The organism is Cupriavidus sp. SW-Y-13 (assembly GCF_009793345.1).
Lineage (GTDB): Bacteria > Pseudomonadota > Gammaproteobacteria > Burkholderiales > Burkholderiaceae > Cupriavidus.
Genome location: NZ_WHLX01000001.1, coordinates 3201896 through 3215062 on the forward strand (window position 1 = coordinate 3201896; position 13167 = coordinate 3215062).

Annotated in this window: 17 protein-coding genes and 1 tRNA gene; 2 read left to right on the top strand and 16 right to left on the bottom strand. The window is 59.9% G+C overall.

The features are described 5' to 3' along the window. Positions 1 to 71: 71 nt before the first annotated feature. From GA566_RS14270 to petA, 6 genes are all read right to left on the bottom strand, one after another. Positions 72 to 147, bottom strand: a tRNA-Thr gene (locus tag GA566_RS14270). A gap of 51 nt (positions 148 to 198) precedes the next feature. Then, on the bottom strand, positions 199 to 699 hold the full coding sequence (locus tag GA566_RS14275) for a ClpXP protease specificity-enhancing factor (protein ID WP_160473051.1): 501 nt from the start codon (positions 697 to 699) through the stop codon (positions 199 to 201). 27 nt (positions 700 to 726) lie between these two features. Further along, positions 727 to 1338 (bottom strand): glutathione S-transferase N-terminal domain-containing protein, encoded by a 612-nt coding sequence (locus GA566_RS14280; protein ID WP_008643086.1) that lies wholly within the window; start codon positions 1336 to 1338, stop codon positions 727 to 729. A 293-nt stretch (positions 1339 to 1631) separates the two neighbouring features. Further along, positions 1632 to 2375, bottom strand: a complete 744-nt coding sequence (locus GA566_RS14285) for a cytochrome c1 (RefSeq protein WP_160473052.1) — start codon at positions 2373 to 2375, stop codon at positions 1632 to 1634. A 37-nt stretch (positions 2376 to 2412) separates the two neighbouring features. Next, positions 2413 to 3816 carry a cytochrome bc complex cytochrome b subunit gene (locus GA566_RS14290; RefSeq protein ID WP_137925321.1) on the bottom strand — a complete coding sequence of 468 codons (1404 nt, stop codon included), beginning with the start codon at positions 3814 to 3816 and terminating at the stop codon, positions 2413 to 2415. 2 nt (positions 3817 to 3818) lie between these two features. Further along, positions 3819 to 4436, bottom strand: coding sequence for a ubiquinol-cytochrome c reductase iron-sulfur subunit (gene petA / locus GA566_RS14295; RefSeq protein WP_137925320.1), 618 nt, complete (start codon positions 4434 to 4436; stop codon positions 3819 to 3821). 243 nt (positions 4437 to 4679) lie between these two features. Between petA and mscL the strand changes: the two genes are divergently transcribed. Next, positions 4680 to 5114 (top strand): large conductance mechanosensitive channel protein MscL, encoded by a 435-nt coding sequence (gene mscL, locus GA566_RS14300; RefSeq protein WP_137925319.1) that lies wholly within the window; start codon positions 4680 to 4682, stop codon positions 5112 to 5114. Between the two features lie 36 nt (positions 5115 to 5150). On the opposite strand, the gene GA566_RS14305 is transcribed toward mscL, so the two are convergent. Then, positions 5151 to 5897 carry a Nif3-like dinuclear metal center hexameric protein gene (locus GA566_RS14305; RefSeq protein WP_160473053.1) on the bottom strand — a complete coding sequence of 249 codons (747 nt, stop codon included), beginning with the start codon at positions 5895 to 5897 and terminating at the stop codon, positions 5151 to 5153. A gap of 20 nt (positions 5898 to 5917) precedes the next feature. Between GA566_RS14305 and GA566_RS14310 the strand changes: the two genes are divergently transcribed. Further along, positions 5918 to 7108: a Do family serine endopeptidase gene (locus GA566_RS14310; protein WP_137925317.1), complete on the top strand. Its 1191-nt coding sequence runs from the start codon at positions 5918 to 5920 to the stop codon at positions 7106 to 7108. Positions 7109 to 7540: 432 nt separating this feature from the next. Here GA566_RS14310 and GA566_RS14315 read toward each other — a convergent pair whose 3' ends face one another. The 9 genes from GA566_RS14315 to hisF form a co-directional block, all read right to left on the bottom strand. Next, the gene (locus GA566_RS14315; RefSeq protein ID WP_237380188.1) at positions 7541 to 8716 is read right to left on the bottom strand and encodes a porin; all 1176 of its coding nucleotides are present in this window, start codon (positions 8714 to 8716) and stop codon (positions 7541 to 7543) included. A gap of 253 nt (positions 8717 to 8969) precedes the next feature. Then, positions 8970 to 9761 carry a twin-arginine translocase subunit TatC gene (gene tatC / locus GA566_RS14320; protein ID WP_160473055.1) on the bottom strand — a complete coding sequence of 264 codons (792 nt, stop codon included), beginning with the start codon at positions 9759 to 9761 and terminating at the stop codon, positions 8970 to 8972. A gap of 2 nt (positions 9762 to 9763) precedes the next feature. Beyond that, complete coding sequence (gene tatB / locus GA566_RS14325; RefSeq protein WP_137925314.1) at positions 9764 to 10282, bottom strand: Sec-independent protein translocase protein TatB; 519 nt, start codon at positions 10280 to 10282, stop codon at positions 9764 to 9766. An 84-nt stretch (positions 10283 to 10366) separates the two neighbouring features. After that, positions 10367 to 10606, bottom strand: a complete 240-nt coding sequence (gene tatA / locus GA566_RS14330; protein ID WP_130393095.1) for a Sec-independent protein translocase subunit TatA — start codon at positions 10604 to 10606, stop codon at positions 10367 to 10369. A 160-nt stretch (positions 10607 to 10766) separates the two neighbouring features. Then, positions 10767 to 11123 (bottom strand): histidine triad nucleotide-binding protein, encoded by a 357-nt coding sequence (locus GA566_RS14335; protein ID WP_137925313.1) that lies wholly within the window; start codon positions 11121 to 11123, stop codon positions 10767 to 10769. 40 nt (positions 11124 to 11163) lie between these two features. Continuing rightward, the gene (locus GA566_RS14340; RefSeq protein WP_160473056.1) at positions 11164 to 11556 is read right to left on the bottom strand and encodes a hypothetical protein; all 393 of its coding nucleotides are present in this window, start codon (positions 11554 to 11556) and stop codon (positions 11164 to 11166) included. A gap of 62 nt (positions 11557 to 11618) precedes the next feature. After that, the gene (locus GA566_RS14345) at positions 11619 to 11987 is read right to left on the bottom strand and encodes a phosphoribosyl-ATP diphosphatase (RefSeq protein ID WP_137925311.1); all 369 of its coding nucleotides are present in this window, start codon (positions 11985 to 11987) and stop codon (positions 11619 to 11621) included. Next, the gene (gene hisI, locus GA566_RS14350; protein WP_137925310.1) at positions 11984 to 12391 is read right to left on the bottom strand and encodes a phosphoribosyl-AMP cyclohydrolase; all 408 of its coding nucleotides are present in this window, start codon (positions 12389 to 12391) and stop codon (positions 11984 to 11986) included. Before hisI ends, GA566_RS14345 begins: the two co-directional genes overlap by 4 nt. Before the next feature lie 2 nt (positions 12392 to 12393). Further along, a complete protein-coding gene (hisF, locus tag GA566_RS14355; RefSeq protein WP_137925309.1) occupies positions 12394 to 13164 on the bottom strand; it encodes an imidazole glycerol phosphate synthase subunit HisF in 771 nt (256 codons plus the stop codon). Positions 13165 to 13167: the final 3 nt, after the last annotated feature.

Below are 13167 nucleotides of genomic sequence, written 5' to 3' on the forward strand. Positions count from 1 at the left end.
TGCCAAATCGCGTCCAAGTGATTGATTTTATTTTGTTTTTGGATCGACCCGGATCGCTTGGGACAGAAAGGTGGTGCCGGCTGCAGGACTCGAACCCGCCACCTGATGATTACAAATCAACTGCTCTACCTGATGAGCTAAGCCGGCATGTTTGGTGCAGACCGCGATTCTACTGCATGCGGTCGGCTTTGTGGATGTCTATTTGACAACCTTCAGCGATGGCTTCTTGCCGCCGATGCGGGGCACAGGCGGTGGGGTCGGTTCGTCGTCCGAGTCCGCGCTGCTCGCGTCGGCGGTAACCGGCGCGGGCGTGTCGATGTCTACCGGGGCCAGCTTCGGAGGCGGGTTGTTTTCGCGTTCCGTGGCGGCCTGGGTTTCGGGGACGCTACGCTCGACGGGGAACGCCATGCCCTGCCCGTTTTCGCGTGCGTAGATGGCCAGCACGTTTTCGATGGGCACGTCGATCTTGCGCGATACGCCACCGAAGCGAGCGCTGAAAGCAATCCATTCGTTGCCCATGTCCAGGCCGCTGGTTGCGTCGAAGCTCACGTTCAGCACGATTTCGTTGTTCTTCACGAACTCGCGCGGCACGTTGGTCTGGCTGTCGACGAACACGGCGATGTACGGCGTGAAGCCGTTATCCGTGCACCACTCGTAGATGGCGCGGATCAGGTAGGGCTTGGTGGAAGTTTCAGACATTAGCTTTGCGGTGGCGTCGCGGCCGTCTTAGCGACGCATGACCTTTTCGGACGGAGTCAGTGCTTCGATGTAGGCCGGGCGGCTGAAAATACGTTCTGCGTACTTCAGCAGCGGTGCGGCGTTCTTCGACAGTTCGATGCCGTAGTGGTCCAGGCGCCAGAGCAGCGGCGCGATGGCGACGTCGAGCATCGAGAACTCTTCGCCCAGCATGTACTTGTTCTTGACGAAGATCGGGGCGAGCTGGGTCAGGCGGTCGCGAATCGCGGCGCGGGCACGCTCGTGGTTCTTCTCGGCGGCCTTGCCCTTCTCGTTCTCCAGCACGTACACGTGGGTGAACAGTTCCTTTTCGAAGTTGAACAGGAACAGGCGGGCGCGGGCGCGTTGCACCGGGTCTGCCGGCATCAGCTGCGGATGCGGGAAGCGCTCGTCGATGTACTCGTTGATGATGTTCGATTCGTACAGGATCAGGTCGCGTTCGACGAGAATCGGCACCTGGCCGTACGGATTCATCACCGAAATATCTTCCGGCTTGTTGAACAGGTCAACGTCGCGAATTTCGAAATCCATGCCCTTTTCGAAGAGGACAAGGCGGCAACGTTGGGAAAACGGGCAAGTGGTACCCGAATACAACACCATCATGGTTGAATTCCTTGGGTGGGAAGTGCGCCAAATTCGTAGCAATTTGACGAACTTAGCAGTGCTAGCTCAGACAGGGCAAACATTCTGCCGGAACGGCCCATCGAAAAGCAAATTAGTTACAAATGATCCATGGATCACTGAAACCACCAGGCCGGCATCGGTAACCCGAAACGCCCCAAGCAAAAGGGTCGGCGCGGCGGTGCATTGCTGCAACTTCCGCGCCGACCCCTGGGGATGGCATCCTGCGTTGTTACAAACACCGTTACAAAGCTAACGGAGCAAACCTCCCCTGCTTACTTCACATCCTTCCAGTACGCCGCATTCAGGCGCCAGGCGAAGATGGCAAAAACGCCGAGGAAGAGCAGCACCCAGACGCCGAGCCGCTTGCGGTGGCTCTGCGCCGGCTCAGCCATCCAGTTGAGGTAGTTCACCAGGTCGGCTGCAGCCTGGTCATACTCCTGCGTGCTCATCTTGCCAGCAGTAACCTGCTCCCAGCCAGCCAGTTTCTGCACCTTGTGGCCGTGCTCCTCCACTTCGGCGAACTTCGGCACGCGAACACCTTGCAATTCCCACAGCACGTGCGGCATGCCGACGGCCGGGAAAACCAGGTTGTTCCAGCCCGTCGCGCGGGTGTCGTCACGGTAGAAGGTACGCAGATAGGTGTAGAGCCAGTCATTGCCCCGTGCGCGGGCGATGACCGACAGGTCCGGCGGAGCTGCGCCGAAGAACGCCTTGGCATCCTTCGGCGGCATCGCCACAGTCATCGTATCGCCCACCTTGTCCCCGGTGAACAACAGGTTCTGACGGATCTGGTCGTCAGTCAGACCCAGGTCCTTGAGCCGGTTGTAGCGCATCATCGATGCACCGTGGCAGTTCAGGCAGTAGTTGACGAACAGCTTGGCGCCACGCTGCAGCGACGATACATCGCTGGTATCCAGCGGCGCCGGCTCCAGCGGATAGCCTCCTTCTGCGGCCATCGCGGGCAGCGCGGCAAGGCACGCGCCGACCAGTGCGAAGATCGAAAGCAACTTTTTCATCTTGTGTCCTTGTCCTCTTGTAGGGTCGCGCGGCGTCTTAGTGCGGATGGAACGTGACACGCTCCGGCACCGGCTTGAACGTGCCGGCACGGCTCCACAACGGCATGGTCAGGAAGAAGGCGAAGTACAGCAGCGTACCGAGCTGCGACACCTTCTCGCCGACCGGCGACGGCGGTTGGACACCCAGGTAACCCAGGACCAGGAACACCACCACGAAGACCGTGAGAATTGTCTTGTGGAAACCCGGACGGTAACGGATGGACTTGACCGGCGAGCAGTCGAGCCACGGCATGAAGAACAGCACGATTACCGAGCCGCCCATCACCAGCACCCCCCAGAACTTGGCGTCGATGAAATAGAAGCCAACGGCCAGGATCACAAGCACCGCAACCGAACCAATGCGGATGCGCGCATCCTTCGTGCGAAGGAACACCATGCCCAGCACGAACGCGAAGAACAGCCACAGAATCGGCAGGAAGTTCGTGGTCGTGGCGCGCAGCATCGAATAGAACGGCGTGAAGTACCACACCGGTGCGATGTGCGGCGGTGTCTTGAGCGGATCCGCCGGGAAGAAATTGTTGGCTTCCAGGAAGTAGCCACCCACGTCCGGGAAGAAGAAGATCACCGCCGAGAAACAGATCAGGAAGCCTGCCACGCCCACCAGGTCATGCACCGAGTAGTACGGGTGGAACGGGATGCCGTCGAGCGGAACACCGTTCTCGTCCTTCTTCGCCTTGATCTCCACGCCGTCCGGGTTGTTCGAGCCCACTTCGTGCAGCGCGATGATGTGCGCCACCACCAGGCCCAGCAGCACCAGCGGCACTGCAATGACGTGGAACGAGAAGAAGCGGTTCAGCGTGGCATCGCTCACCACGTAGTCGCCGCGGATGAACAGCGACAGGTCCTGGCCGATCACGGGAATCGCCGAGAACAGGTTCACGATCACCTGCGCGCCCCAGTACGACATCTGGCCCCATGGCAGCAGGTAGCCCATGAACGCCTCGGCCATCAGGCACAGGAAGATCAGGCAGCCGAAGATCCAGACCAGTTCGCGCGGCTTGCGATACGAGCCGTACAGCAGCCCGCGGAACATGTGGAGGTACACGACCACGAAGAACGCCGAGGCGCCAGTGGAGTGCATGTAGCGGACCAGCCAGCCCCATGGCACCTCGCGCATGATGAACTCGACGCTGGCAAACGCCACGGGAATGCCGGCGGCATTCAGGGTGCCATCCGGCTTGTAGTTCATCACGAGGAAGATGCCCGTGACGATCTGGATCACGAGCACCAGCAGCGCGAGCGATCCGAAGAAATACCAGAAGTTGAAATTCTTCGGCGCGTAGTACTTGGAGAGATGATCTTCCCAGAGTTGGGTCGCGGGGAAACGGGCGTCGATCCAGCCCAGCAGCCCGGTAGTCTTGACTTCTTTTTCGGCCGCCATGATCACGCTTCTCCTTTCTCGTCCTTGCCGATCACGATCTTGGTGTCGGAGAGGAACTGGTACGGGGGGACGTCAAGGTTCTGCGGGGCAGGCTTGTTTTTGAACACGCGGCCAGCCAGATCGAACGTTGACCCGTGGCACGGGCAGAGGAAACCAGGATCGGCGCCGAGCTGCGGGTTGGCACCCGAGGCAAAGGGACCGGAGGGGGAACATCCAAGGTGGGAGCAGATGCCCACGACAACGAGGAGATCCTTGTGCTCGGCACGCGAGCGGGTCTCGTTCTTGCAATAGTCGGGCGTCGCCATCGTAAAGGGAACGTCTGACTTGGGATCCGCTACTTCAGCGTCGGTCTTCTGAAGCGAAGCCAGCATTTCCGGGGTACGGCGGAGAATCCAGACCGGCTTGCCACGCCATTCCACCGTCATCATTTCGCCAGGCTTCAAGGCACCAATGTCGGCCTCGACGGGCGCGCCGGCGGCCTTGGCCTTCTCCGACGGTGCAAAGGTACTGACGAAAGGTACTGCTACTGCTACGCCTCCTACGCCGCCCGCGACTGAAGTCGCGATCAACCAATTGCGGCGACCTTTGTCCACGTTCTTCACGTTTTGCTGGTCACTCATTCCAAACCCCAGGGGATGTCATCAATTGAATCCTGCGTCAACAAAAAATTATACCTGAGGCACATCTGGCGACGATAGGCGAACTACTGATAGCCGCGGCGCCGATAATCCGTCATGGGATCGCGGGTGTGACCGCTTGGGGGCGGTTCTGGCGCTGATTCCTGACTTGCACTCGAGGTTGCGATGATGCAGTCTTTGTCAAACTCAAACGTTAATCTGGAACAACAAAATGGAGAATAACCAATGGGAATGATGAGCGAGTTCCGAACTTTTGCAATGCGCGGCAATGTCGTGGACCTGGCGGTCGGGGTCATCATCGGTGCGGCCTTCGGCAAGATCGTGGATTCCATCGTCAACGATCTGATCATGCCGCTGGTGGGCCGGATCATCGGGAAGCTGGACTTCTCGAACCTCTTCATCGTGCTGGCGGACCCTCCGCCCAATGTGCCGCACACGCTGGCGGACCTGAAGAAGGCGGGCGTGCCAGTCTTTGCCTACGGTAACTTCCTGACCATCGTGGTCAATTTCGTGATCCTGGCCTTCATCATCTTCATGATGGTGCGCGCGGTGAACAAGATGCGCGCGAAGAGTGAGGAAGCGCCGAAGCCCGCCGAGACGCCCGAGGACATCAAGCTGCTGCGTGAAATCCGCGACAGCCTGCAAGCCCCGCGCGCCTGAGTCTCCTCCGGTTTGCGACGATATTCCGAATTCGGATCAGACCGGGTTCGGAATATCGATGAACGTGTGGCGCAGCTCGAAACGTTGTGCCAGATGTTCTCCGACGGCGCGGATGCCATACCGTTCCGTGGCGTGATGCCCCGCCGCGATGTAGGCCACCCCGCTCTCGCGCGCCAGATGAGTGGTCGGCTCGGAGACCTCGCCGCTGATATAGACATCCACGCCGGCATCCACGGCCGCCGCGAAATAGCCCTGCGCACCGCCCGTACACCAGCCAACAGAACGGATCATCTGGTCCGGATCGCCAATCGTCAGCGGTTCCCGATCCAGCACGCCTCCCACGTGGGCGGCAAATGCTTTCAGCGGCATCGGCTGCAGCAATGTGCCCGTCCAGCCGAGTTGATCGTCGCTGAAACGTCCGATGGGAGACAGCCCCAGTTGCAACGCGAGTTGCGCGTTGTTGCCGAGTTCGGGATGGTTGTCGAGCGGCAGATGGTAGGCCATCAGGTTGAGATCGGCGGCCAGCAGTTTTTTCAAGCGCGCGTGCTTTTGACCGATGACCCGTGCATCCTCGTTCTTCCAAAAGTAGCCGTGATGGACGAGGATCGCGTCGGCACCGGCCTCGATCGCGGCGTCGATCAGTGCCAGGCTCGCCGTGACACCGGTGACGATATGCGTGACTTCGGGTCGACCTTGCACTTGTAGCCCGTTCGGGCAATAGTCCTTGAAACGCGGAACTTCCAGAAGGTCGTTCAAGTACAATTCAAGCTCTTTTGTTTTCATTTTCTGGTCAAAACTCCAATATGTTGCGCCGCTTCTGGCTGTTTTTCGCCCAGGCCGTCACGGTCGTGCTGGCCGTGTGGTTCGTGATAGCCACGCTCAAACCCGAGTGGCTGCAGCGCGGGCGGGTGGCCGTGCAATCCGGGTCTCCCATCGTCGCATTGAAGGAAGTAGTGCCCAGCGTGGCCGGTTCCGCAGCGCAGGGGTCGTACAGCGACGCTGCTCGCGAAGCGATGCCCGCGGTGGTCAATATCTTCACCAGCAAAAACGGCTCAAAGCGGACGCCCAACCCGCAGGCGGAGGATCCGTGGTTCCGGTTCTTTTTTGGCGATCGGCTGCCTGAGCGGCAGGAGCCCGTATCCAGCCTGGGTTCCGGAGTGATTGTCAGCGCCGAGGGTTACATTCTAACCAACCACCATGTGGTGGACGGCGCCGATGAGATAGAGGTAGCGCTGACCGACGGTCGCAAGGCCAACGCCAAGGTCGTGGGGTCCGATCCCGAAACAGACCTGGCAGTCCTGAAGATCACGCTGAAGGATTTGCCTGCAATCACGCTCGGTCGAATCGAGAACGTCAAGGTGGGCGATGTGGTGCTGGCCATCGGCAACCCGTTCGGTGTCGGCCAGACCGTGACGATGGGTATCGTCTCGGCGCTCGGCCGTAGCCATCTGGGCATCAATACCTTCGAGAACTTCATTCAGACCGACGCTGCAATCAATCCCGGTAACTCCGGCGGCGCGTTGGTCGATGCGCAAGGCAATCTGCTCGGCATCAACACGGCGATCTATTCGCGCTCGGGCGGCTCGCTGGGTATCGGCTTCGCCATCCCTGTCTCGACGGCCAAGCAAGTGATGGAATCGATCATCTCGACTGGCAGCGTCACACGAGGCTGGATCGGTGTGGAGCCACAGGATCTGACGCCTGAAATTGCCGAATCCTTTGGTCTCGACGCCCGGGAAGGTGCGCTGATCGCCGCCATCGTGCAGGACGGACCTGCGGACAAGGCAGGCATGAAGCCTGGCGATGTGCTGGTCTCGGTCGATAACCAGGTCATTTCGGATACGACCGCACTACTTAACGCCATCGCCCAACTTAAACCCGGTGCCGAGGTAAAAATGAAGATGATCCGACGCGGCAAGGCGTCTGAACTGACTGTCACCATTGGCAAGCGACCTCCGCCGCCGCGGCGCGCGATGCCGTTGGACGAAGAGTGATCGCTGAGCAGCAATCGATAGTGCAGTAGAAGGTCTCAACGCAGAAAGCAAAACCCCCGCCTCTTCAGACGGGGGTTTTTTTTTGAGGGTCACCGATGCTGCACCGATGCAGTCAACACAGGAATGGGGCGACGACAGGCACTTTCCCCTCGATGCTGCTGGATACTCCCTCACCACCCCGGAGTCAGAGGCGGTACATGGCGCCACGCTCGAATCCAGCCTCTCGCATCGTCTGCGCCGCCGGATTCAATGTGCCACCCATGTCTCCGAACAGACCACCGATTCGCCCCGGCGAGCGAAAGGGATACGACGGAGTCCAAGGCGCGCAACTTGAAACCCACAACCCAGGCCACAAAACAAAACGCCGGCATCCTTGCGGATGCCGGCGTTTTGAACAAGCCGAATCTGAAGCGGGCTTACACCCGCGTCAAATTAGAACTTGTGGCGAACACCAACCACAGCGCCGAACTGGTTGGCCGAGCCGTTGGTCGTGCCGAAGCCCGAACCACCGAAACCAGCCGAAGTGCCAGCAGCGTTCGTGCCCGACGACGACACGCCCAGCGTCGAACCATCCTTGTTCTTGGCGTAAGCGACGTTCAGGTACACGTCGGTGCGCTTCGAGAAGGCGTAGTCAGCCGAAGCGACGAAGCTCCACGGATCAGCACCGCTGTTGCGGAAGTCTTGGTAGTAAGCAGCGCCCGTCAGCGAGAATGCCGGGGTCAGCTGATAACCCAGACCCAGCCAGTACAGGTTGGAGGTCGACGAGTTGTTCGCTTGACCGATTGCCACGGCACCCGGCAGCACTGCGCCGTCCAGAGCCTTGGCCCAACGGTAGCCAGCGAACACCTTGGCAGGGCCAAAGGCGTACGTACCAGCAGCCGAAGCGCGGCGGATCTTGGCGTCGGTCAGACCAGCAACGTTGATACCTTGGTTCGTTTCGTCATAAATCGCACCGAACGAGAACGGGCCTGCTGCGTAGATCAGGCTGGCGGTGTAAGCACGGCCCAGCTTGTAGTTGCCCGGAACTTCACCAGCATTGCCGCCGTACGGCAGGTTGGCTGCCGACGGAGCACCTGCGCCGGTGTTGGTACCTTGGCTATACAGCAGCGAGCCGGTCAGGCCGCCGAACTTGCCGATGTACTTCAGCGAGTTGTCAGCACGAGCCTGGAATTCCGGGGCTTGGGCCGTGATCGAGTAGTTCGAAGCGATGGCCATCGGGTCGAAGGCCAGACCGAAGTCATAGAACGGCGTTTGGTGGCGACCCAGGGTCAGCGTGCCGTAGTTGCTTTGCACACCAACAAAGGCTTGACGACCGAACAGGCGGTTGCCCTGGCCCATCGTGCCCGTGTCAACGCTGAAACCGCTTTCCAGGACGAACACGCCCTTCAGGCCGCCGCCCAGATCTTCCACACCGCGCAGGCCCCAACGGCTGCCCGACATGTTGCCCGAGTTCAGGCGCACGACGTCGTGGCTGCCCGAAGCGTTGGCTTGGTGGTTTTGGTATTCGATACCGGCGTCGACGACACCGTACAGGGTCACGCTCGATTGGGCATAGGCGCCACCGGCGGCCAGAGCGGCAACGGCAGCAGCAAACAGTTTCATCTTCATATCGACACTTTCCTTGTCAACTGATTGGGAAATCTTGGTTGCCCAAGTGCTTGGGCGACGCATTTAGCTTCACGTCTGCGTCGTATTATGTGTCACCCCCCCTGCCCGTCAGAAGTCTTTTTCGCCGTAAACCGAGTTTACCGACGCTTCTTGTTGTGATGAAGCAACAGCAAACCCGAATATTTTCACCATTTTGGTGCAAAAAAGGCATAAAGACCCGGGATATACAGGTCGTTAACAACTCGCGGGGAACTCAGTCAGGCTGGGTTTTGCCTTCTGCGGGCCTACCAAGAGGCTGACGCGTCACAAAACGCGCCATAAGCAGGCCGAGTTCGTACAACAGCACGAGCGGCACGGCCAACAGGAGTTGCGACATCACATCGGGAGGTGTGACCACTGCCGCAATAATGAAAGCGCCCACAATCACATATGGGCGGATCTGCTTTAATTTTTCCAGTTCCACCACGCCGAACTTGACGAGCACGATGACTACCACCGGCACTTCGAACGTGATGCCGAAGGCAAGGAACGTGGTCATGGCAAAACTCAGGTATTTATCGATGTCCGTGGACATCTCGGCCCCGAGTGGCGCGTTGTAATGCGCCATGAAATGGAAAACGGTTGGAAATACCAGGAAATAGGCAAACGCCACGCCGCACAGGAACAGCACATAGGTACTGGTAACCAGCGGTACGATCAGCTTCTTTTCATGCTGGTAAAGGCCCGGCGCCACGAACTTCCATATTTGGTAGAGCACCCAGGGCAACGCGATCAGGAACGCCACCAGCATCGTGACCTTCATGGGCACGAAGAACGAGCCGGTGACATCGGTCACGATCATCCGGCCATTCTTGGGCAGCGAGGCGGTCAGCGGCGCGGAAAACAGGTTGAAGATTTCAGCCGCCCAGTAAACCAGGCAGACAAAGACGAGGATCACGCCACCCACGGCCTTGACCAGTCGTTCGCGCAGCTCGACCAGGTGGGAAATGAACGTCTCTTGCTGGGACTCGGCGTTGGGGTCGAGAGGATCTGGGGTGCCCGCCATGCTTACTCGAAAAAGGAACGATTACGACCGGTGGCCGGGCGATGGCGCTTGACGCGCGCGGCGCCGGACTGCACCCACACGCGGGTATTCTGCTGACGCTTGAACCAGATAGGCCGCGCGCCCTGCTTCACACGCCAGCTCTTCCGGCCGTTGTGCGATTTGTGAGCACTGTCCCAACTGGGCACGTAGCCAGCGGAAACGCCGGAGTCCATCCCAGCCGAATTGTCGGCCGACTCCGCACCGTTCAGCGCTTCATTCAGCGACTGCGTGTGCTCGTTGACTTCCTTGTGGATGGTCTGCTCGACATCGCGCGCGGCAGTCTCGAATTCCGTGCGCATCTTGCGCAGTTCCTCGAGTTCCACCTCACGGCTGACTTCAGCCTTGACGTCATTGATATAGCGCTGCGCACGGCCGACCAGTGCGCCAACCGTGCGCGCCACTTTCGGCAAACGCTCGGGGCCGATCACGATCAGCGCAACAGCGCCAATGAGTGCCAGCTTGGAAATGCCGAGATCGATCATGCGGACATCGGGACAGTAACACGTGACAGGCGGCCGCGATTCACGCAGCCGCCATGTGGAGGGAGGAAAACAGCCGCCCGGACTTTATTGCTGGCGCGACTTTTCCTTGGCTTCCACGTCGATCGTGGTGGTGTCGCGCAGTTCCTTGGCCGGTGCCGGCTGGCCATCTGCCGCCGCTTCACCATTGCCGTCCTTCATGCCGTCCTTGAAACCCTTCACGGCACCGCCCAGGTCGTTGCCAATATTGCGCAGCTTCTTGGTACCGAAGACGAGCATGACGATCACCAGCACAATCAGCCAGTGCCAAATGCTAAACGAACCCATTTCTTGCTCCTGATGTAGCTGCGGCGTCGGATGGAATAGCCGCCCCGCCAGTAGTTCCGTCCCTCAAAGGCCGCGCCGGTCGACGGTGGCCGGCGCAACATCCAATCGGTGCATCGCTGCACCGATCACTCTTCATACCCAGGCAATCTGACGAAAGTCCTCAGAACGCCGGCGTCTTCCACTGGTCGCGCGGGCCGCCGAGCACATGCAGATGGAGGTGGAAAACCTCCTGTCCACCGTCCGTGCCGGTGTTGATCACCGTGCGGAACCCGTTAGTGCAGCCGGCAAGGCGCGCCAGTTCAGGCACCTTGAGCATTATTCTAGCAAGCACCTCGGCATCGCCGGGCCCGCAATCGGCCAGCGAATCGACATGCGATTTCGGAATAACCAGAAAGTGTACCGGCGCTTTGGGATGAATATCGTGAAATGCCAGCAGGTCGTCGTCCTCGTAAACCTTGTTCGACGGGATCTGGCCGGCCACGATCTTGCAGAAAAGGCAATTGTCCTGGGATTTCATGAAATTTTCGTTGCAACGTGTCCAACGCGCCCTGGCTGTCTCAGAACTGCTCGCCCGGGTACATCGGCTTGCGGTCATTCAGATAGAGCCAGCCCTTGATAATACGGTATAGCATCCACAGGGAAAGCACGCTCCAGAGCCCGATGGCCACCGGAAACAGCAACACCGTCACAAACATGGCGCCGCCCACCACGAACCAGAGGATCGACCACCAAAAAGTGCGGATCTGCCACGCGAAGTGCGAAGCGTAGAGCGTACCCCGTGTGTCGTCACGCTTCACGTAGTTGACGACAATAGCAATCAGCGCAGTGATTCCGCCAGTCAGCCAATGTATCGCATAGAGCGCATAGAGGATATGCGTGAGTTTGCGTAGTCCATCGAGTTTGTCCGAATCGACCGTTGTCGTGACCTGCGTGGTGTAGTCCGTCGCCATTCGTGACCTCCAACGTAGCGCATCCGCCGCTCCGGACCATTTCCGGGTGGCATGGCGTCATCCTACTCCTTGCGGCTTGCCTTCTCCGCCAGCCCCGACAATCCTTCGCGGCGCGCCAGTTCGTCGATGACGTCGGCGGGAGACCTGCCCACGTGCGCCAGCAATACCATCGAATGGAACCACAGGTCGGCCACTTCGTAGACCATCTTGTCGACAGTTGCGGCGTCCAGATTGGCTGCACGTGCATCCTTGGCGGCCATCACGGTCTCGGTGGCTTCTTCGCCGATCTTCTTCAGGATGGCGTCGTCGCCCTTCCTGAACAGCTTGGCCACATAGGACGATTCCGGATCGCCACCGTTCTCCGGCTTGCGAGATTCCAGCGTGGCGGCCACGCGCGCCAGCACATCGGCGGAGGACAGTTCCTGACTCATGATTTCGAAGTGTAGATCTTGGAGGGATCCTTTAGCACCGGCTCCACGGTCTTCCAGTCGCCCGTTTCGGCATCCCCTTCGAACTTCTGGAAGAAGCACGAGTGGCGGCCGGTGTGGCACGCAATACTGTCGATCTGCGTGACCTTGAGCAGTACCACGTCTTCGTCGCAGTCCAGGCGCATCTCATGCACCTTTTGCACGTGCCCCGATTCCTCGCCCTTGTGCCACAGGCGCTTGCGCGAACGTGACCAGAACACCGCTTCGCCCAGTTCCGCGGTGCGCAGCAGCGCTTCGCGGTTCATGAATGCGAACATCAGCACATCGTTGGAGCCCGTCTCCTGGACGATCACCGGCACGAGCCCGTTATCGTCCCACTTCACCTTGTTCAACCACTTGTTCGCCATGATCAGATCCGGACCGGAATGCCCTCGCGGGCCATGAAAGCCTTGGCTTCGCCAACGGTATGCTGGCCGTAATGGAAAATGCTGGCCGCGAGCACCGCGTCCGCACGGCCCAGCTTGATACCGTCGGCCAGGTCCTGCAATCCACCCACGCCACCCGAGGCGATCACCGGCACGGGCACGGCGTCGCTCACGGCGCGCGTCAACTCCAGGTCGAAGCCGCTCTTGGTGCCGTCGCGGTCCATGCTGGTCAGCAGGATCTCGCCGGCGCCGCGCCTTGCCATCTCGCTGGCCCACTCCACGGCGTCAAGGCCCGTGGCCTTGCGGCCGCCATGTGTGAAGACTTCCCAGCGGGCCGGCTCACCGGGCGCCGATGTGCGCTTGGCGTCTATGGCCACGACGATGCACTGCGAGCCATATTTCCCGGTAGCGTCAGAAACCAGTTGGGGATTGGCAATGGCCGAGGAATTGACGCTGATCTTGTCAGCGCCGGCATTCAGCAGGCGCCGCACATCTTCCACGGTCCGCACGCCGCCACCCACCGTCAGCGGGATGAACACCTGCGAGGCAACCGCTTCGATGATGTGAAGGATCAGGTCGCGGCCATCGCTGGTAGCGGTGATATCGAGGAATGTAATTTCGTCGGCGCCCTGATCGTCGTAGCGGCGCGCGATTTCCACAGGGTCGCCCGCGTCGCGCAACTCGACGAAGTTGACTCCCTTGACCACCCGCCCGTTCGTGACGTCGAGGCAGGGGATGATACGTTTGGCTAGCATGAG

Coding starts and splice junctions, on each gene's coding strand:
- tatB (WP_137925314.1), bottom strand. CDS start 10,282: ATGATCGATCTCGGCATTTCCAAGCTGGCACTCATTGGCGCTGTTGCG.
- GA566_RS14280 (WP_008643086.1), bottom strand. CDS start 1,338: ATGATGGTGTTGTATTCGGGTACCACTTGCCCGTTTTCCCAACGTTGC.
- GA566_RS14290 (WP_137925321.1), bottom strand. CDS start 3,816: ATGGCGGCCGAAAAAGAAGTCAAGACTACCGGGCTGCTGGGCTGGATC.
- GA566_RS14335 (WP_137925313.1), bottom strand. CDS start 11,123: ATGAAATCCCAGGACAATTGCCTTTTCTGCAAGATCGTGGCCGGCCAG.
- GA566_RS14315 (WP_237380188.1), bottom strand. CDS start 8,716: ATGAAGATGAAACTGTTTGCTGCTGCCGTTGCCGCTCTGGCCGCCGGT.
- GA566_RS14345 (WP_137925311.1), bottom strand. CDS start 11,987: ATGAGTCAGGAACTGTCCTCCGCCGATGTGCTGGCGCGCGTGGCCGCC.
- GA566_RS14275 (WP_160473051.1), bottom strand. CDS start 699: ATGTCTGAAACTTCCACCAAGCCCTACCTGATCCGCGCCATCTACGAG.
- GA566_RS14310 (WP_137925317.1), top strand. CDS start 5,918: ATGTTGCGCCGCTTCTGGCTGTTTTTCGCCCAGGCCGTCACGGTCGTG.
- hisF (WP_137925309.1), bottom strand. CDS start 13,164: ATGCTAGCCAAACGTATCATCCCCTGCCTCGACGTCACGAACGGGCGG.
- mscL (WP_137925319.1), top strand. CDS start 4,680: ATGGGAATGATGAGCGAGTTCCGAACTTTTGCAATGCGCGGCAATGTC.
- tatA (WP_130393095.1), bottom strand. CDS start 10,606: ATGGGTTCGTTTAGCATTTGGCACTGGCTGATTGTGCTGGTGATCGTC.
- petA (WP_137925320.1), bottom strand. CDS start 4,436: ATGAGTGACCAGCAAAACGTGAAGAACGTGGACAAAGGTCGCCGCAAT.
- GA566_RS14340 (WP_160473056.1), bottom strand. CDS start 11,556: ATGGCGACGGACTACACCACGCAGGTCACGACAACGGTCGATTCGGAC.
- GA566_RS14305 (WP_160473053.1), bottom strand. CDS start 5,897: ATGAAAACAAAAGAGCTTGAATTGTACTTGAACGACCTTCTGGAAGTT.
- hisI (WP_137925310.1), bottom strand. CDS start 12,391: ATGGCGAACAAGTGGTTGAACAAGGTGAAGTGGGACGATAACGGGCTC.
- GA566_RS14285 (WP_160473052.1), bottom strand. CDS start 2,375: ATGAAAAAGTTGCTTTCGATCTTCGCACTGGTCGGCGCGTGCCTTGCC.
- tatC (WP_160473055.1), bottom strand. CDS start 9,761: ATGGCGGGCACCCCAGATCCTCTCGACCCCAACGCCGAGTCCCAGCAA.